General features: G+C 41.2%; 15 protein-coding genes. 5 read left to right on the forward strand and 10 right to left on the reverse strand.

The genetic code is table 11. From position 1 onward, the window contains the following. Window positions 1-207: 207 nt before the first annotated feature. Genes ESB04_RS07025 through ESB04_RS07045 form a run of 5 tightly spaced genes read left to right on the forward strand, consistent with a single transcriptional unit; the run spans window position 208 to window position 8,238 of the window. Window positions 208-1,464: a Gfo/Idh/MocA family oxidoreductase gene (locus tag ESB04_RS07025; RefSeq protein ID WP_129027015.1), complete on the forward strand. Its 1,257-nt coding sequence runs from the start codon at window positions 208-210 to the stop codon at window positions 1,462-1,464. A 5-nt stretch (window positions 1,465-1,469) separates the two neighbouring features. Continuing rightward, entirely contained in the window at window positions 1,470-4,553 is a 3,084-nt protein-coding gene (locus ESB04_RS07030; protein WP_129027016.1) for a DUF1080 domain-containing protein, read from the forward strand. Window positions 4,554-4,583: 30 nt separating this feature from the next. Next, the gene (locus ESB04_RS07035) at window positions 4,584-5,069 is read left to right on the forward strand and encodes a (2Fe-2S)-binding protein (RefSeq protein WP_129027017.1); all 486 of its coding nucleotides are present in this window, start codon (window positions 4,584-4,586) and stop codon (window positions 5,067-5,069) included. A 3-nt stretch (window positions 5,070-5,072) separates the two neighbouring features. Then, entirely contained in the window at window positions 5,073-7,202 is a 2,130-nt protein-coding gene (locus ESB04_RS07040; protein ID WP_129027018.1) for a xanthine dehydrogenase family protein molybdopterin-binding subunit, read from the forward strand. Then, window positions 7,189-8,238: an acyltransferase gene (locus tag ESB04_RS07045; RefSeq protein WP_129027019.1), complete on the forward strand. Its 1,050-nt coding sequence runs from the start codon at window positions 7,189-7,191 to the stop codon at window positions 8,236-8,238. Before ESB04_RS07040 ends, ESB04_RS07045 begins: the two co-directional genes overlap by 14 nt. Here the strand turns inward: ESB04_RS07045 and ESB04_RS07050 are convergent, their stop codons facing one another. From ESB04_RS07050 to eat, 10 genes are all read right to left on the reverse strand, one after another. Then, window positions 8,239-8,919 carry an ABC transporter ATP-binding protein gene (locus tag ESB04_RS07050; protein WP_129027020.1) on the reverse strand — a complete coding sequence of 227 codons (681 nt, stop codon included), beginning with the start codon at window positions 8,917-8,919 and terminating at the stop codon, window positions 8,239-8,241. It abuts the gene before it with no gap. A gap of 1 nt (window position 8,920) precedes the next feature. Beyond that, window positions 8,921-10,180, reverse strand: a complete 1,260-nt coding sequence (locus ESB04_RS07055) for an ABC transporter permease (protein ID WP_129027021.1) — start codon at window positions 10,178-10,180, stop codon at window positions 8,921-8,923. Further along, entirely contained in the window at window positions 10,177-11,256 is a 1,080-nt protein-coding gene (locus ESB04_RS07060; protein ID WP_129027022.1) for an efflux RND transporter periplasmic adaptor subunit, read from the reverse strand. The genes ESB04_RS07055 and ESB04_RS07060 overlap by 4 nt, the downstream gene beginning before the upstream one ends. Window positions 11,257-11,350: 94 nt before the next feature. Continuing rightward, window positions 11,351-12,394 carry an NAD(P)-dependent alcohol dehydrogenase gene (locus ESB04_RS07065; protein ID WP_235832190.1) on the reverse strand — a complete coding sequence of 348 codons (1,044 nt, stop codon included), beginning with the start codon at window positions 12,392-12,394 and terminating at the stop codon, window positions 11,351-11,353. Window positions 12,395-12,525: 131 nt separating this feature from the next. Next, window positions 12,526-14,538, reverse strand: a complete 2,013-nt coding sequence (locus ESB04_RS07070) for a beta-L-arabinofuranosidase domain-containing protein (protein WP_129027023.1) — start codon at window positions 14,536-14,538, stop codon at window positions 12,526-12,528. A 30-nt stretch (window positions 14,539-14,568) separates the two neighbouring features. After that, window positions 14,569-15,936 (reverse strand): aldehyde dehydrogenase family protein, encoded by a 1,368-nt coding sequence (locus ESB04_RS07075; protein ID WP_129027024.1) that lies wholly within the window; start codon window positions 15,934-15,936, stop codon window positions 14,569-14,571. Between the two features lie 2 nt (window positions 15,937-15,938). After that, on the reverse strand, window positions 15,939-16,652 hold the full coding sequence (locus ESB04_RS07080) for a gamma-glutamyl-gamma-aminobutyrate hydrolase family protein (protein ID WP_129027025.1): 714 nt from the start codon (window positions 16,650-16,652) through the stop codon (window positions 15,939-15,941). 3 nt (window positions 16,653-16,655) lie between these two features. Beyond that, window positions 16,656-17,798, reverse strand: coding sequence for an iron-containing alcohol dehydrogenase (locus ESB04_RS07085; protein ID WP_129027026.1), 1,143 nt, complete (start codon window positions 17,796-17,798; stop codon window positions 16,656-16,658). 22 nt (window positions 17,799-17,820) lie between these two features. Next, on the reverse strand, window positions 17,821-19,176 hold the full coding sequence (locus ESB04_RS07090) for a glutamine synthetase family protein (RefSeq protein WP_129027027.1): 1,356 nt from the start codon (window positions 19,174-19,176) through the stop codon (window positions 17,821-17,823). Window positions 19,177-19,197: 21 nt separating this feature from the next. Further along, on the reverse strand, window positions 19,198-20,517 hold the full coding sequence (gene eat, locus ESB04_RS07095; protein WP_129027028.1) for an ethanolamine permease: 1,320 nt from the start codon (window positions 20,515-20,517) through the stop codon (window positions 19,198-19,200). Between the last annotated feature and the right edge of the window lie 53 nt (window positions 20,518-20,570).

Below are 20,570 nucleotides of genomic sequence, written 5' to 3' on the forward strand. Positions count from 1 at the left end.
TTAATTTATTCTTTATTGGATCAACTTCTTGATATTCGAAATAAGTCGATTGTCATGCTTAAAATGGCTGTATTCAATTCATTGATTTTCTCTAGAATTGAATGACAAAAATGGTTGGAAAATCTTTCCTGAGGATAATTCCATGACAGCAAATTCCAATAAAAAGCATTTTTTTTTCTATATTGTCCCATTAAGCTTATTTATCATATGAAAGTCTCTCGGAGAAAATTTATTGGGCAGTCCGCACTAGGACTTGCCGCCTTTAGTATCGTCCCTCGTCATGTATTGGGCAAAGGCTATTTAGCACCCAGTGATCAATTAACCAAGGCCATTGTAGGTACGGGTGGTATGGGTCGCGGTCACATTCCTTATGCAGGAACTCGCGTGGTTGCCCTTTGTGATGTGGACAAAAAGAATTTGCAATTAGGTTTAAATGAGGTAGAAAAAGGAGTAAAATCCTTCAGTGATTACCGCGAATTAATTCAATTGCCAGAAGTGGACATTGTTCACGTGGCCACCCCGCCTCATTGGCATGGAATAATCGCTGCGGATGCAGCCAAGGCAGGTAAAGATGTTTGGTGTGAAAAACCGATGACACGTACCATAGGAGAGGGAAAAAGACTTACAGAAGCTGTTCAACAGCATGGTCGTATCTTCCGATTAAATACTTGGTTCCGTTTTGAAGGTAATTTTTACGGAATGAATACCACCATCAAACCCATCAAGAAATTGGTTGATTCTGGATTATTGGGCTGGCCATTGAAAGTAACTATTTCTAGGCATACAGGTTTTGACTGGAAGTTTTATTGGGTGGGAAAAACAGGTTTAACACCTCAGCCAGTACCAGCAGAATTAGATTATGATATGTGGTTAGGACCTGCTCCTTACAAGCCGTATAACGTTCATCGTACGCATCAAACTTTCCGCGGATATTGGGATTATGATGGAGGAGCATTAGGTGATATGGGACAGCATTATATTGACCCTGTACAATATTTATTAGGCAAGGACGACACAAGTCCTATTTACGTGGAAGTGGATGCACCAGTTCAGGATGCAGACGCGGTAGGTACTTTCCGTAGAATCACGTATACTTTTGCTGATGGATGTCAAATCGTGCTAGATGGCGAAGGCAGAGATGAAAATGTGGCCTACATTGAAGGCCCTAAAGGTAAAGTTTTCCGTGGATTCAAAACAGATATTCCAGATCTAGAGCGCAAATTAGCCGAATTCCCGGAGCCTCCTGCTCAGCAAACTGATTTTGTGGATGCGGTTAAGGGAAGAAAAACCTTTGCGTTAAATGATCAGAATGGTCACCGTTCCTGTACGATTGTTAACATGGGTTTAATTGCCATGCGACTCAACAGAAATTTGAAATTCGATCCAATCAAACAAGAGTTTGTTGGAGATGAAGAGGCTAATCGTTTGATTGACCAACCTATGCGTGCACCATTTACTATGTAATTCCGATGAAAAAATATACTACTACCTTACTACTTGTATTGCTATTAGGTGCTCTGGCTCAGGGACCGATTATGGCACAAAAACAGGCTACGCCGATTTCTGTTAAGACAGGAGCCAATGAGTCAGATCGCGATGCTCGCGTACAAGCCAATTTAAAAATCATTCAAGAATCTTCGGATGTTAATGCGCAAGCCATTGCGATGTTAGCCTTACAACCCATCGCACGAGCAGAGTCCATTCCATTGATTATTCCTTTCTTGCAAAAGAACCATTTGGCAGGGCCCGCTGCCCGCCTATTGGTTAAATTAGCACCATTTGGTCAAGATCAAGTGGGTAAAGCTTTAGTGGCTGCCTTACAAAATGGCCCTGCTACCTATCAAAAAGATATGATTCAGGCTTTGACAGATATCAATTACAAAGCTGCGGGATCCGCCATCGAGGCTCTTTGGCCTTCCGCAGATCAACGTACCAATCAATTGATTTTAAAAGCCTTGGCTACTTTAGGAACAAGCAATGCCGCTAAGATTTTAAGAGAGCAAGCGGCTAAAGCCCATGGATTGTATGAGCCAACACAAGCTTTAGAATCTTATTTAAATTTTGTGAAAGCATCCAAGGATGCACAAGGTTTAAGTCAACTGGATATTTCTTCCTGGCCGGCTGGTTCTCAAACCCGAGTATATGATGTTTTATTGGCCAAATCGGCTACTCCTGTACCATTTTTATTGGGAGCATTTAGTAAAGCTTCTAACCTAGAGGTAGAGGCTTATTTGTTGAAACATTTGATGAAAAGAGCCTCTTTTAGTCAGGCGGCTAGTATTGCTGCGGCATTCGGCAAATGGTCAGACAGCAAGAAAACATTATTTGTGCAGGCGGCAGGAAATGTAAAAGCTTCCTGGGCATTAGCTCTGGTAACGCAGGGGGAAGCTTCCAAAAATGCTTCTGTTAGAACTTCTGCGTGCATTGCTCGTTTAAAAATCCAAGGTACTGCGGGATTAGCCAAAGTTTGGTCTATTGCAGCAAGTTCAGAAGTGGATGGAATAGCCTTGGGTGAGGTGGCAAGTAACTTGGCTGCTAATAGCTTTTTTGAAAAAGCGATGTCTTCTTACAATCGTTCGAGTGCCTCTCAGCAAACGGTATTGTTGATTTATGCGTCTTACCGCCAATGGCCTGCCATCAAGTCTCACGTTTGGAATGCGGTGCAATCCAATGAAGCTACTCGTGCAGCTGCTTATCAGGTTTTGAATCGATGGGTGACTGCAGCTGATTTTGACATTGTAGCTCAAAAATTATCGGATGCCAGTTCGGAGACAGAGGTAAAACATTTACAGAATTGTATCACTCAAATTCAAAAACTTGATCCAAGTGTGTCCTCCAAAGTGAATGCTTACGCGGTGAAGGCAAAGCATCAATTAAACTGGATTCCATTCGTTTCGGAAGCAGAATCATTGGTTTGGTTAGGAGATTTAGTGAAGAAATCTAAAAATTTAGAGGCTATCAAAGCCTATGTGAAGAGTAACGGAAAGGCGACGCAAAACGTAACTCAGCAAATTTTGAGATACAGAAAAGCCTTGGATTTAACTCAGGATATGGATACCCGTGCCTTAGTTTATCGTGGATTGGGTCGTTGTCCAAGTTTATCTTCTATGAGAACCTTACAAATTGGATTGCAAGAAGCCAATGCGCGCTCCATTGCAGCTGATGGTTTAGCTAATTTGTTTGTGAATAATCCAGAATTGCAGAGTCAAATGACTAAAGCTTGGGTGATGGAGGCCATGCCTTTTATTTCTTCGGCAGATTTGCGTACCTCTGTTCAAAAAGCGGTAGATGCTCTTGGCAATAAAGTAGGCTATTATTCGATGTTCAATGGAAAGGATTTATCAGGATGGAAAGGTTTAGTAGATAACCCTGTAAAACGTCGTTTGATGTCCGCTGATAGTTTAGCTATTAAACAAGCCAAGGCGGATGCACGTATGCGTGAAGGTTGGTATGCCAAAGATGATGAGCTTCATTTCACAGGTCATGGAGATAATTTATGCTCAGTAAAAGATTACCAAGACTTTGAAATGTATGTGGATTGGAAAATCGAAAAAGACGGTGATGCAGGTATTTACTTGCGCGGGGCTCCACAAGTTCAAATTTGGGATATTGCTCGTGTCAATGTAGGGGCAAATGTGGGTTCTGGAGGTCTTTACAACAATCAGGTTAATCCGAAAAATCCTTTGAAACTTGCCGATAATCCAGTGGAAGATTGGAATACTTTCTACATTAAAATGGTAGGAGAGCGTGTAACAGTTTATTTGAACGGAGAGTTGGTGGTAGACAATACCATTCTAGAAAATTACTGGGATCGCAAAATACCGATCTTTGTGAAAGATGCTATCGAGTTACAAGCGCATGGCAACCATATCGTTTACCGTAATATTTATGTGAAAGAATTGGAGCCTCAAGCTTTGCAGACTCTTTCTGAGGAAGAGAAAGCACAAGGATTTGAGTTGTTATTTGACGGTTCATCTCTATTCCAATGGACAGGCAATACCATCGATTATGTACCTGAAAATGGAGACTTGGTGATTTATCCAAAGAGAGGCGGAAAGGGTAACTTATTTACTAAAAAGGAATATGCTAACTTCCACTTTAAGTTTGACTTCAAATTAACCCCTGGAGCAAACAATGGATTAGGTATTCGTGCTCCACTAACGGGAGATGCTGCTTATGTGGGTATGGAGTTACAAATATTAGATAATACAGCTCCGGTTTATGCCAATTTACAGCCATATCAATACCATGGCTCTGTGTATGGAATTATCCCAGCTAAAAAAGGATTTTTAAAGCCAGTAGGCGAGTGGAACCAACAAGAGGTGATAGCTGATGGAAATCGCATTAAGGTGATTCTAAACGGTGAAGTAATCTTAGATGGGGATATTGCTGAGGCTACCAAAGGTGGAACTCCCGATCATAAAGAACACCCAGGATTATTTAATCCAAAAGGACATATCGGATTTTTAGGACATGGAAATGAATTAAGATTCCGAAACATTCGAGTGAAAGAACTAGTTCCGATAGAAACTAAATCTAAAAAACGTAAATAATATTTCATTTATCTTTTTAAACCAATCAACATGGAGTCGATCGAGTTACTGATTAATCGTAAAAAGGTGAAAGTGGAAGTTGATCCCAACACACCTTTGCTTTGGGTTCTTAGAGATCATTTATCTCTGTTAGGAACGAAGTATGGTTGCGGTATAGCCCAATGTGGTGCTTGTACCGTATGGATTGATGGAGAACCAATGCGTTCTTGTGTTTTACCCGTTTCTACGGTTGGAAAGTCCTCTGTGACCACCATTGAAGGTTTAAATGAAAAAGCTGAACATCCAGTTCAGGTGGCATGGGATGAGTTAGATGTTCCGCAATGTGGCTATTGCCAAGCGGGACAAATCATGACGGCCGCTGCTCTGTTAAAGAAAAATCCGAAACCTAGTCACGATGATATTGTAGCTGGGATGTCGGGAAATATTTGTCGCTGCGGTACCTACCACCGTATTCATAAGGCAGTAAAGCGTGCTGCTGAAATCGCTTCTGTTTCCAATTCAACCAAAAAGAAATAAAAGATGAAAACGACAAGAAGATCATTTATTCAGAAAACAGCCCTATTGACTGGTGTATTTTCCTTAGGTTTTGATTGGTTTGATTCCAAGGCATCCACTGGTGCAATTCAACAAATGAATCCAGTGTTAGATGCCAATCGTTTTAATGCGTATTTAGCCATCGAAAATACGGGTAAAGTAATTTTATATTCTCCTAACCCGGAGATTGGTCAAGGTATTAAAACGGCCTTTCCTATCGTGGTTGCAGAAGAATTGGATGTGGATTGGAAGCAAGTAGAAGTGCGCCAAGCGCATTTAGATACTCAATTGTTTGAACGTCAGTTGACTGGTGGTAGTGGTGCTTTAAAACATTCCTGGGACCGTCTGCGCAAAGCAGGGGCTACTGCTCGTCACATGTTGGTGCAGGCTGCTGCTCAGCAATGGTCAGTGGATCCAAGTACCTGCAAAACTTCTAAAGGTTTTGTGATAGGTCCTAACAAGGGTCAAAAGCTAGCCTATGGAGCCTTGGTAGATGCAGCGGCTAAATTACCTGTACCGGCTGAAGTAGCATATAAGAGCCGTGCAGAATATCAATTGATTGGAAGTTTTGTTAAAGGAGTTGATAATCATCGGGTATTAACAGGTAAGCCTCAATATGGTTTGGATACGCAAAGACCTGGCATGGTGATTGCGCAAATTGTACGTCCAGCGGCATTTGGAGCTACCCTGACATCATTTGATGCCTCAGAAGTGAAGAAAATGCCTGGAATCATTGACGTAGTTTCTTTCAAGAACAAAGTGGCTGTAGTAGGTAAGTCGACTTGGGAAGTCATGCAGGCTAGAAAGAAGCTCGTTTGTAATTATTCGGATACCAGTAATTTAGAAAGTGACAGTACCCATCAAAAATGGTTTGATGAGGGAATGAAAACAGATAAGGTCAAAGTAGAACGTAAGGACGGTGATTTCCATGCGGCAATTGCTAAAGCAGCAAAGGTCATCGAGGCCACTTATGAATGTCCTTTCCTTTCTCATTCACCGATGGAGCCGATGAACTTCTTTGCAGATGTGAAGCCAGGTTCGGTATTGTTAGTGGGGCCTACTCAAGTTCCTCAATCTGCCCAGAAGGCGGTGGCTACTTTATTAGGTGTTCCAGAGAATACGGTGCAGGTAGAATTGACTAAAATGGGAGGTGGTTTCGGTCGTCGACTTAATAATGATTACGCTCTCGAGGCTGCGGAACTTTCCAGCATCATCAAAATGCCTGTTAAAGTGATGTGGACGCGTGAAGATGATATGACTGGAGGTATTTATCGTCCAGCAGTAAGATATCATTTTAAAGCGGGTTTAAATGAGAAAGGGGAGATGATCGCATTCTATCTACGCGGTGTAGGTTTAAATGCAGGTAACTCTACTCGTCAAGATAATTTCCCTGTGGGTGCTATTGACAATGTATTGATAGAATCATACAATTATAATTCGGCTATCACGACGGGTCCTTGGAGAGCTCCTATAACCAATTTTTTAGCTTCTGCTGAACAGTCCTTTTTAGACGAGGTTGCCGTAGCAGCGGGTAAAGATCCTGTTCAAATGCGTTTGGATTGGTTACAGCGTGTGAAAACTAATCCTGTAGGTAAAATCACCTATGAGCCAGATAGATTCATTGAGGTCATCAAGCAAGTGGCTGAAAAGGCTAAATGGGGAAAGAAAGGACCTAATGTTCATCAAGGATTTAGCGTGTATTTCTCCCACTTATCTTATGTAGCCCAGGTAGCTGAAGCTAAAATAGTGGATGGAGAGCCCAAGGTAACCCATGTAACGGCCGTTACAGACTGTGGTGAGGTCATTAACCGCTCAGGTGCAGAAAATCAGGTTATTGGTGGTATCATTGATGGTTATGGTCATGCCATGTTTGGTAAATTGAGCTTTGACAAAGGAGTTCCTCAGCAAAAGAATTTTGATACTTACAAGTTGATTCGTGGTAATGAAATTCCAACGGTGGAGGCTCATTTTGTTAATAATGGCATAGCACCTACAGGACTAGGTGAGCCTGCTTTACCTCCAACGGGTGGTGCGGTGGCTAATGCCCTTTATGCAGCTACCAAGAAGCGTTTGTATAAGCAACCTTTCGCTGGTTTAGACAATGCCAACCTCTAAGGCTTCAGGCCCGATCATTTGGCTAACAAATTTACGCGTCATAGCTACTCTGGCTGTGATATTGATACACTCAGCAGCAAATTTGCTGCTGAGTTTTCATAAAGTTCCCGATGCACTTTGGTGGAATGCCAACATCTACAACGGATGTATGCGCTTTGCTGTGCCTATTTTTGTCATGTTAACTGGAGCTTTGGTCTTGGGTAAGGAAGAGCCTTATGGCGCCTTTGTTAGCAAATCTTTTCAGCGAATCGTGGTGCCATTTTTATTTTGGAACATGTTTTTCGTCTATTTCAATTGGGCGGTTCGCTTACGTCATAAAGCCTTTTCTTCCCTGGAGGAGGCTATTACCTGGATAGGTCAACAGTACTTTACAGGAGGTTCATATCACTTTTGGTATGTCTATATGATCATTGGGGTGTATTTATTTATTCCCATTATCGGTACTTGGATTAGACAGGCTTCCGATAAACAAATTCAATATTTTTTGGGAATTTGGTTGTTGACTATTCTGTTTAACAATCCTCATTTTCCTATTCTAGACTTTCCTGTTCCATTGCCGTATTTCACAGGTTATTTGGGTTATTTGGTCTTAGGCTATTATCTCCGACATCATGAATTTGAGAATCTGGGTCAAATTCGATTTTGGGCGATTGCACTGTTCGTAGTAGGAACAGCTTGGACCTTGATAGGCACCTATCAATTGTCTTTACGAGATGTAAAATTTTATGGATTACTTTATGCCAACTTTTCTCCTTCTGTTGTACTTTCCACGGCGGGATTATTTCTAGCTTGTAAATACTTTCCTTGGGAAAACCGTTTTTTGATTCCATTGAGAGAATGGATTAGTTCACACAGCTATGGCATTTATTTAGTGCATATTTTAGTCTTATTTTATTTAGCCAAAGTTGGTATTCATTACAAATTAGTACACCCTAGTTTGGGCATTCCGTTGACGGCATTTAGCTGTTTGTTGATATCAGGAAGCATCATTTGGCTATTGAGAAAAATCCCAGGTGGAGCCAAAGTAGCAGGTTAATTACATTCGAATGATGGAGCCATCTTGCATCTCTATGATGCGCTGAGTTTTCGATGCAAATTCATTATCATGGGTAACAATTAGTAGGGATTGACCGTAGACATCTGCTAATTCTTTAAAAATATCAAAGACGATTTCACTATTTTTCTTATCCAAATTCCCTGTAGGCTCATCTCCCATGATGATTAAGGGGTCGTTGATTAGAGCCCTAGCAATGGCCACACGTTGTTTTTGACCACCTGACAATTGATTCGGATTTTTATTAGCTTCGTTTTCAATGCCTAAGATTTTTAGCTTTTCATAAGCTCTGTCTTTAATTTCCTTCGGAGAATATTTGCCTAATTTTTGACCTGGAAGCATCACATTTTCCAAGACGGAAAACTCATTGAGTAGGTAGTGGAATTGAAATACAAAGCCGATTTTTTCATTTCTGACTACTGCCAATTCTCCTTCACTTTTGTTTTTCATGGAAACCTGGTCAATCAGAAGATCACCTTCATAATCCGTGTCCATGGTGGAAAGAATATACAACAAAGTAGATTTACCACAGCCAGATTTACCAATCACCGAAACAAATTCACCTCTATTAAGTATAAATGAAATGTCTTTCAATACCGAAATGCTTACTGGGTCATGAAAGCTTTTGCTGATTCCCCTAGCTTCTAAAATGATTTGGCTCATGCTACTTACCTCGGATAATGATGACAGGGTCTATTTTACTAGCTTTTCTGGAAGGAAAATAACCTGCCAGGTAGGTGGTAATCAGGGCAAAACTACTTCCAATCAAGTAATATCTGGGATTGTAATTGATTGGATAGGTTTTGACGGTAGGAAGAGAATTCGTATTGAAGGGAATCTGGTCAATCAGAGCTGATAAACCAAATCCACCCAACAAGCCCAAAAATCCACCAAATACTCCGATGCTTAGGGCAATTAAGATAAAGATACGGTTGACATCTCTTCCTGAAAATCCAACGGCCTTCAGGATAGCAATTGAATCCATTTTCTCGTAAATCATCATGTTTAAGATATTGTAAATACCAAATCCAGCCACAATCAATAAGGTTATACCCACGGCATAGGATATGAGGCTTCTAACCGAGCTTCCAGTCTCAAATTGTGAATTGGCCGTTTGGATATCCACGGCCTCAATTTCATAGATTTTTTGATATTCTTTTGCTACTTCGGGGGCCAGTAAGATATTATTCAGTTTGACTTGTAAATCGGTCAAATAATTGTTGGATTCACCCAGTAATTTTTGTGTGGTGGAGATGGAGGCATAGCTTTGGATATTGTCTACATCCTGTAAACCTGATTGAAAAAAACCAACGACTTTTAGGGCTATTCGATCACCTTTGCTGGAGGTAACCTGAACGACATCACCGATCTGCGCTAACATTTTTTCGGCAGCCCCTTTACCTAAAATGATGCTATTGGGAATGTTTTTTAGGTCCATGAAATTGCCAGCCGTGACATAATCATTGAAGAAAAAAAGCTTATTCTCCGCTTCAGGATCTACACCATTAATGACACCGGTCATTTCTATGGAGCCTACATTAAAAAATACCTGAGCCGTCACTTTGGGGGCCACCCCCAAAACCCTCGGGTCGGACTTTAAATTCTTGATTATTGCCGCACTATTCTGAATCTCTAGTTTTTCGGATTTAGGCTTGACAGACCTGATAAAATTATAGGCATGGCTATTTTTTGAATGAAGGTCAATTGGTTGAAAATCAGAAGCTTTTATTTCTTTGTATAGCCTAACGTGCGGAGTTCGGTTCAGAATGAGTCCGTCCAATAAATCGTTCAGGCCAGACATAAAGCTGAGCAAGGTAATGAACATGGTGATACTAAAAGTCACCCCAATGGCAGCCACCAAGGTCTGCCTCCAACGTGCCAGCAGTAAAGAAATAGCAATATTTTGAATTAGTTTATAATTCATTTACCTGGCATTTTAAGCTCATCTTGGGCACTTATTCCTTTCAATATTTCTGCCTTTTTGAAATCTTTTAGCCCAATTTTTACCGGAATGGTATCGCCAGAGGCTTTGATGACTAGGCTATCTTTAACTAAATAATTTCTTGGAATGAGCAAGGCTTTCTCTTTCTTGAAAAGAATGATATTCGCCTCAAATGTTACGTTTGGAAAGAGCGACTCTGGGTTCTTAGTAAATAATGCTTCCACTAAAAAAGTCTTGCTCCTTTCATTCATGATAGGGTAGATTTTACTCACAGTGGCCTCAAAAACTTGTCCTTTGTATGCATCCAATGTCAAAACGACCGGCTGACCTACTTTCACTTTAAAAATATCATCCTCATCCACCTGCATCTCCAAAATGAACTGAGACGGATTTCCAACAACGGCCAATGGGCTTTGAGGACTGACTAATTCTCCCTTGGCTTTTAGTAAATCATAAACAATACCGTTGACCTGACTGCGAACGGTAAAATCGGCACTTACTTGTTGGGAAATGGATAGGTTCTTGCGGGATTGTTGAGCGTTGAATTGGATTTGACGCTTCAGGTCTTTTAATTTTAAAATGGAAGAAAGATAGGCAGCTTTAGAATTTTCATAAGCCAGTTCCCTTTGTTCTAATTCCACCAGTGTGCCAATTTGTTGCTTCCATAGATTTCTTTGTCGCATCAAGAGCGTGGAATCAGTTTTCCACTTGTTTTTCGCCAGATCCACAAATAATTGGGCGTCATTTATTTTGCTCTGGTTATTGCTAGCCTCAGCGAAATTAGCTGCTAAAGCCGCATTTTCTTGATTTAACTTTTGTGTTCCATGGGAAATAAGTAGGATAGGATCGCCAATTTTGACGCTATCTCCCTCTTTGACGAAGATTTGTTCAATGACACCACTAACAGGAGCATAGGCCTGGTATTGGTCTTTACTTTTAACGATTCCTGAGGCATAAACAGATTCAGAAATCGGCCCTTCTGTGGGAAAGGTAGTTTCTGACTTATTCTTACATTCACTGAGCGTAAGAATGAACAATGTCAAATATATCCACTTCATTTTAGCAATTTACAAAATTGTTATCCGCCAATCTATGAGATTTGTCATAAAAAAAGAGCTTAGTTCAACTAAGCTCTTTTTGATGATTTTGAGACTATATAGTCTTCATATCTATCACGAATCGGTACTTGACGTCCGACTTGATAATGCGCTCATAGGCCTCATTGATTTGCTGAATCGGGATCAATTCGATATCAGATAATATGTTGTGTTCCGCGCAGTAATCCAGCATTTCTTGTGTTTCTGCGATACCTCCAATGTTGGAGCCAATGATACTTCTTCTTTTAGAAATTAAGCCAGCTGCGGCAATGCGATGGTCTTCTGGAGGAATACCGACTATCAGCATTTTACCCTCTAATTTTAATAATTTAATGAAGGCATTCATATCATGATGTGCCGCTACTGTATTGAGAATAAAGTCAAATTGATTATTCAACTTTTTCATAGCTTCCTTATCAGTTGACAATACAAAATGGTGTGCTCCTAATCTTTTAGCATCTGCCTCTTTGGAAGGCGAGGTGCTTAACATAGTCACTTCAGCTCCCATGGCCACAGCAAATTTAACTCCCATGTGACCTAAGCCACCTAAACCTAAAACAGCCACCTTATGGCCTTTGCCCACTCCAGCAAATTTTAGTGGAGAATAGGTGGTAATACCCGCGCAAAGTAAAGGAGCAACCCGATCTAAATGATCTTTGAATGGAATATGTAAGGTGTAATTTTCATCCACCACAATACTGGAAGAATATCCACCAAAGGTGGGAGTCACGCCATCCCTTTCAAATCCATTGTATGTAGGTGTGAAGTTATAGTCGCAATATTGCTCTTGACCAGCTTGACAGGAAGGGCAAGTACGACAAGAGTCAACAAAAACACCCACACCAGCAACTTGTCCAACTTGGAATTTAGTGACAGCTGCACCAATCGCTTTGACTATTCCTACAATCTCGTGGCCTGGCACGATAGGGTATACCGAAGGCCCCCATTCCGAACGTGCCATGTGAATATCAGAGTGACATACTCCGCAGTATAAAATATCAATTAATACGTCATGAGCTCCTAAATCTCTACGTTGAATTTGCATGGGAGAAATAGCTGAGTCTTTATTGACTGCACCGTAACTTTTTACTGGAATCATTGGATTTTGTTTTTTTAGGACTAAGCTTTGTCAAATTTCAAAAATTTGACAAAGCTAATTTGAATGCAAATCTAAATTGAAATCGCTAAAATGATATCCTGTTGATAAAGAAAATCACAAGGTTGATTATTTTATTTAACAACAGGGAATGCGACTATCCTTAGACGAGTAAATCCAAAAGGGATTAATGTGATTTTCTCTGTCTTTTCTTCGGTCGGTCCTAGGTAATCTCCATTACGAGTAGTAACAGGCTGGTAAGGGACTCCCGCTATGCTTTTCCAATCAGGAAGCTTTTTGCCCTCCACCACTATTTCAATTGGCGCATGTTCCTGATTCCACAGAAATTCTTTCGGAAATGCTTTCTTGATTAATGTGGCATTATCAGCAGGTTTATCTACCATTTTTTTCAAAACAGCATAATTCCAATCACTTTTTGGTAAAATTTCCCAATATTCTCCTTCTTGCGGATGTTCCAATTTCTGGAAACTTTCCTGAATTTTTAAGGCAAAAATCAGTGGACCATATTCTATCGAACGTGAGTTTTTTCCCCAGTTTTGGGTACGTACCTTCATAGGGAAATACAAACTAAGTTGGTCGCCTGCTTGCCATTCCCGATGAATCTTAGCTATGTTTCCACCCTTTTCTCGAAGTAGTTCCTGGCCATTTAGGGAAATAATCGCCTCTTCACACCAAGATGGAATTCTGAATTCTAAGGGAAATCGTTGCTTTTTCTCGGGTTTAATGACAAACTCAATCCGATCTTCAAACGGATAATTAGTACGTTCCTCAATTTCTACCTTATTGCCTGAGGCCAAGGTAGCATTGAGTTGATTGGGTCCATACACCAATGCGGCAAAGCCTCCTTCTGCATTTTTATACCAAAGGTGCGACATGAATTTAGGCCAGGCTTGGTGCATGTTGGCAGTGCAACAGGTATATCCGCTGTACGGACCATAAACATTATTCATTCCCCTCCAGAAAGGCAAGGAAAAACTATAAACTCCTCTTTTTACCTCCACTTGGTTCGCCATGCCAAAATATTGCTTAGCATTAAAATCATCGGTGATTTGAGCTGGTAAGGCATTGAAAGTCATTCGTTCTAGGGCATCCATGTATTCTGTGTCACCAGTTATGCTGATGATTTGTTCCAGTGAAAACATGGTCTCTGTAGTGGCACATAACTCCGTTCCTTGCACGGGATCATTTCCATGTAAATCTTCATCCCCGGAAAACATTCCATGGGGTAATCCATGTAAAGTCATTAAATCCCTAAAACCAGTTTTGAGCGATTTGAGATAATAGGGGTCATTTTTTGATTGAGCATAAATGGCAGGTAATTTGATTCCCATGCCCACGTTCACCGCATGGCGCTCCATCCATTTTTGATCATTTTGTTGGTAGGCCGCCTGAATAGCCCAATCCCTTCCACCCAGCAAATCCGTCCAATTAGTGGTTTGCGAATAGATTAAATCCCCTAATTCCAATAAAAATGGAGCCTTGGTCTGTCTATACAGCCAATACACCACCATCAGATTGTCGCCACCACGGGATTGCGCCCATTCGGTGTATTTTACTAAGGGCGTAGTTTTTAGATTTTTCAGTTGAAACTGAAAGTATTTGGTCATGAAAGGAATCACTCGAGGATCTTGACTGACCTGATAATACTGTTGAAGAATTTTTAACATGATCATCCTAGGCCACCAATCCGCAGCTTGCTCTCCATTTTCAGCCATTTTTCCCGTTTCCTTCTCGTACTTACTATATGGGCCAAAAAAACCTGAGGGTCTTTGATGCTCTAGTGTCCAATTTACATATTTCAGCACCTTTTTGATGAGCATAGAGTCCCCACTTAAATAGGCAGCAGGCAAAGCACCATCCAGCCAATAGGGTGTCTCCTCCCAATCATCTCCTTTGCCTCCTAACCAACCATTATCAGATTTGATCTTTTTGTGATTTTCATCCAAATGTCCGGTGGAGTTTTTCACCATGACATCCACTTGCTGTTTTAACCATCCTGTCGGTCGAATTTGACCCAAAGGAACTTCTTCATAAGCCAATGGCTTTAATCCTTTCTTTTGTGCCCATATAGGCGACTGAATTATTCCAATCAGCGTCAAGCAAGTCAATAATCGTAATGTATTCATCGAGAAATAGGAGGTTGGGTATGAATAATTTTAAGGCTGTCGTAAATGATAACTTTTGGTCTTGGTGAAAGCTCGAATTCCTTGGTGAGAAAGGGTAGCACCAAAACCAGAATGCTTACGTCCACTCCAAGGTAGGGCAGCACTTACCCGATCGCAACAATTCCAATAGGCGGAACCTGAATCCATTTGTGACAATATTTCCTGGGCTCTATTTTCATGGATGCTGTATACGGAGGATGTTAAACCATAAGCCGTATCCTTCATCAAGGCAATGGCCTCAGCATCGTCTTTAACTTTTTGAATGCCAATGATAGGGCCAAAAGATTCTTCCTTCATAACATCCATTTGGTGGTTGACATTCACCAATACCGTCGGTTCAAAATAATAGCCTTTTCTGTCGACGGCTTTTCCACCACAAGCAAGTGTAGCACCCAAATCAAGCGCTTGTTTCACCTGTTTTTCCAAAATGGCTACTTGGGCTTTTCTCGATAATGGACCTAAATAGACTCCCTCCTCTGTTGGGTCACCCATTTTCCAAGATTTAACCTCTTGGACAAAGGCAGCAACATAAGCATCATACACTTTTTCATGGACGTAGATTCGTTCTACCGAACAGCAACTTTGCCCATTGTTATAAAATGCGCCGTCGGCGGTACCAGCAGCAACTGCGTTGATATCTGAAATATCGTCAGTGATATACACCGGGTCTTTTCCACCTAATTCACATTGCACAGGAACCATTTTAGGGGCAACTTGACTGTAAATTTTTTGACCAGTTTGGTAGGAGCCCGTAAAATAATAGCCTTGAAATGGTAACTCTAAAAGTTGAGCACCGACTGAACCCGCGCCAATGGCCGTTTGAAAGGCAGTTTCTGGTACCCCAGCTTGATAAAAATACTTAGCGATGGCTAAACCCGTCAAACTAGCATATTCGGAAGGCTTATACATGACCGAATTTCCGGCCAACAAGGCGGGCACAAAGACATTGGTACCTACTAAATAAGGGTAATTCCAAGCGGAGATGTTACAAATGACACCTAGAGGTTCATAGACTATTTTTTCTTGCATGCCTGGGCTGTCTGACATGATTTCTTCCTGTAAATAGGTACTAGCATGATCGCAGAGCCATTGAATACGGCCTCTGGCGCCATTGATTTCATTGCGGGATTGTTGTAAAGGCTTACCTACTTCTGAACTTAAAATTTGGGCCAATTCCTCGATATTTTTCTCTAAAAGGGATGAAAAATGACGGATGATATCTATGCGCTCAGCCAGAGACTTGCCTGCCCATGCCCTTTGTCCTTTTTGTAAAAGGGCAAATTTTTCATGTAAGCTAGATGGATTATCTTCAGTTAATTCTTGAATAACTTGTTCTGTTGCTGGATTGATAACTTGCATAATTAGTTTGAATGTGAAATAGCGGATAAAAATGATTGTTTAATGTTTTCTGAGAATGGACTTTTCTCCTTTTCTTCCATACGTTCTGGATGCCATTGAACACAGATCATAAAGGCTAGATCCTGCTTATTTTGGTATTCCAAAGCCTCCGGACTTTGAGTATCCTCAGACCAGGCAGATATGAGAAGATTTTTTCCTAATTGAGAAGTATCAATGGCCTGATGGTGGGCAGAATTGACCAGACCTTCTTGTTGCTGGGTAATGGATGCCAAAAGACTAGCTTTCTCCACCCTGATATGGTGTTTTTTATCTTCATTGCCCGCTTTTTTATGGATTAGGTTGGCCTCATCTCCTAAATCTTGAATGAGTTTTCCTCCTTCCACCACTTGGACTAGTTGCATACCTCTACAAATACCCAATAAAGGTTTTTTGTATTTCTTGGCAAATAAATAAATCGAAGCCTCGAAATGGTCTCTTTCTGTCTCAAATTCCTGGGGTTTATGCGGATAATCCACTTCCCCTTGGTATAAGCTGGAATTAATGTCGCAACCACCCGTGAGGACAAATCCATCACAGGAGGCTAGGTCGGTCTCTGTACTTTTATCTGCTTTTAGTTCGAGCAATTCCAATTTTCCAGCTGCTACTTCAGGGTCAAACCAGCGAAGGTAATTTTGGAAATTTGTACTACTAAAACTGATACCCAATCGGATTTTCATGTATTACAATGCTTCTAAATATAGATTTTTAAAGTCCTCACGACTGACTGGTTTAGGATTATTCGGATGCGCAAAATCGGCGATGGCTAAATCGGCCAAAGTTTCAATGTGCTCATCTTTTACACCTACTTCACGCAAGCGATGCGGAATGCCAATTTTGCTGTTCAGTTCAAACAGGTAATTGACCACCCCTTGACCCGTTTCATCTTTGATTTCCAAAGTACGAGCGATTCTCCGGAATTTATCTTCAAATCCTTCGATGTTGAACTTCATGCCATAAGGTAGATTCACTGCATTGGCTAGACCGTGGTGCGTATCTAATAAAGAGGACATGGGGTGAGCTAGGGAATGTACTACTCCCAATCCTTTTTGAAATGCCACCGCTCCCATTAAGGAGGCAATTAACATATTGCTTTTGGAGGTAATGTCAGGGTTTTTGACAGCTTTCTCCATGGATTTAGCAATTAAAGAAATACCTTCCAAAGCAATACCCTCACACAATGGATGCGACATCTTGGCAATGTAGGCCTCCAAATTATGGGTAAATGCATCCATACCCGTGGCTGCTGTAACCGCTGGAGGTAAATCCATGGTCAACATGGGGTCAGCAAAGATGATTTTTGCCAATAATTTGGGAGAAAATAAAATTTTCTTTTGATGTGTAATATCATCGGCAATGATGGCACTGCGTCCCACTTCAGAGCCTGTTCCTGCAGTGGTAGGAATGGTGATGAAATGAGGAACATCATGGGTGACATAGATATCTCCACCAATTAAATCGTCATATTTAAATAAGTCCTCTCGGTGATTGACTCGTAAAACTATAGCCCTAGCCACATCCATGGCAGCTCCGCCACCAATTCCAATGATGGAATCTCGTTGGCTTTGATCATAGGCCTCTGTACCCAAGTAAACATCTGATTTTACGGGGTTTTTATGGATTTGAGAAAACACCTCAACAGAGATATTTTTCTTCTCAAGGGATTGAACGAACGAACTAAAAAATCCCAAACTAGCCACAACCGGATCCGTAACTATAAACGGCTTTTTTAACTCATTTTTAATCAGGTAATCGGCTACTTCTTGGATGGCTCCTGCACCAAAACGAATGGTAGTTGGGAAATTATATTGTAAAATAGATGACATAAGGGTTTAAAATTAGGCTTGATTAAATGATTTCAAAATAACGTTTATACTCCCAATCGGTGACAGATTTTAAGTGTTGCTGCCATTCCCAGGTTCGGGTCATGGTAAAATGCTTGACAAATGCCTCCCCAAAAATTTCTTTGGCTACGATGGATTCTTGCATATTTCGGGTCGCATCTATCAACGTATGTGGGATACTTCCATGGGAATAATCCAAATATCCATTTCCTAAGGTGGGCTCTTGGAGAGCTAATTGATGTTTGATCCCGTATAATCCCGCTCCCAAACTGGCAGCAATAGCTAGGTAAGGATTTACGTCTGCCCCAATCACTCGGGTTTCTATCCGTGCTGTGCTGGCTCCTGCACTTAATACCCGCAAGGCGACCGTTCTGTTATCCAATCCCCAAGTTAGAGTGGTAGGAGCCCAAGCGCCTTCCACTAATCGCTTGTAGCTATTGATGGTCGGAGCAAACATGGGTAAAATATGCGGCAAACAATGTAATATACCAGCTAAGTAATGCTTGGCAGTAGGACTTAAATGGTATGGGTCTTTTGCGTCGTAGAAAAGGTTGTTTTTACCATCTGCATCCCAAAGACTTTGATGCACATGTCCTCCACAACCGGGTAGATTTTCATCAATTTTAGCCATGAATGTGGCCATGATTTGATGTTGGTAGGCAATTTCTTTGACTGCCGTCTTGAATAAAACAGCTCTGTCTGCCGCTTCCAATGCTCCGGCATGTGCAATAGCCGCTTCATAGGTTCCTGGGCCAGTTTCTGTATGCAATCCTTCTATGGGTATCTTGAATGCGTTTAGCTGGTCGAAAAGATCGCGGAAAAAGGGATTATTGAGCGTAGTTCTCAAAACGGAATAGCCAAACATGCCCGGACTAATGGGCTGTAGGTTTTTATAGTTTTTGCTTTGGGCTGAATCCGGTGTTTCTGCAAAATTAAACCACTCAAATTCTTGCGCAAAGATGGGTTTAAGTCGCATTTCCTCGGCCTCGGCAATAATCTTTTTTAATAGTTGACGAGGGCAGACCGGAGAAGCATGGCCATTTGCATCTAAAAAATCCCCAAGCACAAAAGGTAAATTATTTTCCCAAGGGATAAGTCTAAAGGTATTCAGGTCTAATTGGGCAGGCATATCGGGGAATCCTGATTGCCAGCCTGTTACACTAGATTGACTGTAAAGGGCATCGGAGGAATCCCAACCAAACACGACGTCACAAAAGGTTGTGCCTTTTTCTAAGATAGATAAAAATTTGTCGGTAGAAATGTATTTTCCCCGCAGAACACCATCGATATCAGTGAAGGCAATTTTTACCTTGGACGTGGGATGAGATGATAAATAATTTTTTAATTCGTTAGAGGTCATTTTCTGTCTGGAAAATTAGGATTAATGAGTCGATTTAGGGCCAAATAATACATACAGTAGGCTAGAGCCAACTAAAATTAGAAAATATATTCCTGCTTGAACAGGATTATAATAAATCATGGAAATCATGGAAACCAGGGCGATGATGAAGGCAATCCAGGGGAAATAAGGGAAGAGTGGTGTCTTAAATGGACGCTCTAAATGAGGCTCCTTTTTTCGTAGGGCAACCATGGAAACCATGGATATGAGGTATAAGGTCAAGGCTCCCAATACAGAAATGGTAATGATTTCAGCTGTTTTGCCGGTTAAAAGGGCCAAAATCCCTAAAGCCATGTTGATAAACAGCGCATTGGCGGGAGTTTGAAAGCGAGGGTGCACTCGACCAAGAAAAGCGGGTGCTGCATGTATTTTGCCTAGCTCGTAAGTGGATCTTCCAGCCGCCAATATGAGGCCATTGAAGGAGGCAACTAAGCCAAAAAGTCCTACGGAAATAAGTAAATGATAAAGTACATTACTATCTCCGACCACATGTTTTAAGGCTAAGGGTAGGGGTGAATCCGACAAAGAGCCATCGGCTTGATAAACGATGGATTCCCAGCCATTGACACCGATGGAACTAAAAAAAGTTAACATACACAGTAGTACCAAGGTAGCAATGGCCGAACCAAATCCTACTAAGATGGTTTTTTGAGGATTAATGGCTTCTTCAGCCACATTGGCTACGCCCTCTATTCCTAGAAAGAACCAAATAGCAAAGGGAATGGCAGCGAAAAAACCGGACCATCCGTTTGGTAAGGGATTATTATGTATATGTTGCCATTCAAAAGCAGGCAGTGTTATCCCAGCAAAGAGCAATAATTCTCCTACGGCTAATATGGTGATAGTTAACTCAAAAATGGCCGCAGCCTTAACTCCATAAGCATTTAGCGCCGTAAATAAAAAATAGGAAGCGATGGCTACCGTCAAAATGGGTATTTGTGGAAAGAAAAGATTAAAATAGGCTCCAATGGCGAAGGCTATGGCTGGCGGGGCAAAAATAAACTCGATGGTTTGGGCCATCCCAGCAATAAAGCCCCAGGTGGGTCCTAGTGCCCTACTGGCATAATCAAATCCTCCGCCTGCTTTAGGTATGGCACAGGCTAATTCCGTGTAAGAAAAGGTAAAGGTGGTATATAATACGATGATGAAGAGCGTGGCTAGACCCAGTCCTAAGGTTCCTCCTTTTTCCAGTCCGAGATTCCAACCAAAATACATGCCAGATATCACATATCCAACTCCCAATCCCCATAGCATGAGGGGGCTTAGGCTTCTTTTTAATCCAGGCTCCTTTTCTGGCTTCATTTTATAGGTGTTAGAGGCAATACTTATCAAAGTTTAAATTAAGAAAATATGCC

Source organism: Aquirufa rosea, from assembly GCF_004118285.1.
GTDB classification, from domain to species: Bacteria; Bacteroidota; Bacteroidia; order Cytophagales; family Spirosomataceae; genus Aquirufa; species Aquirufa rosea.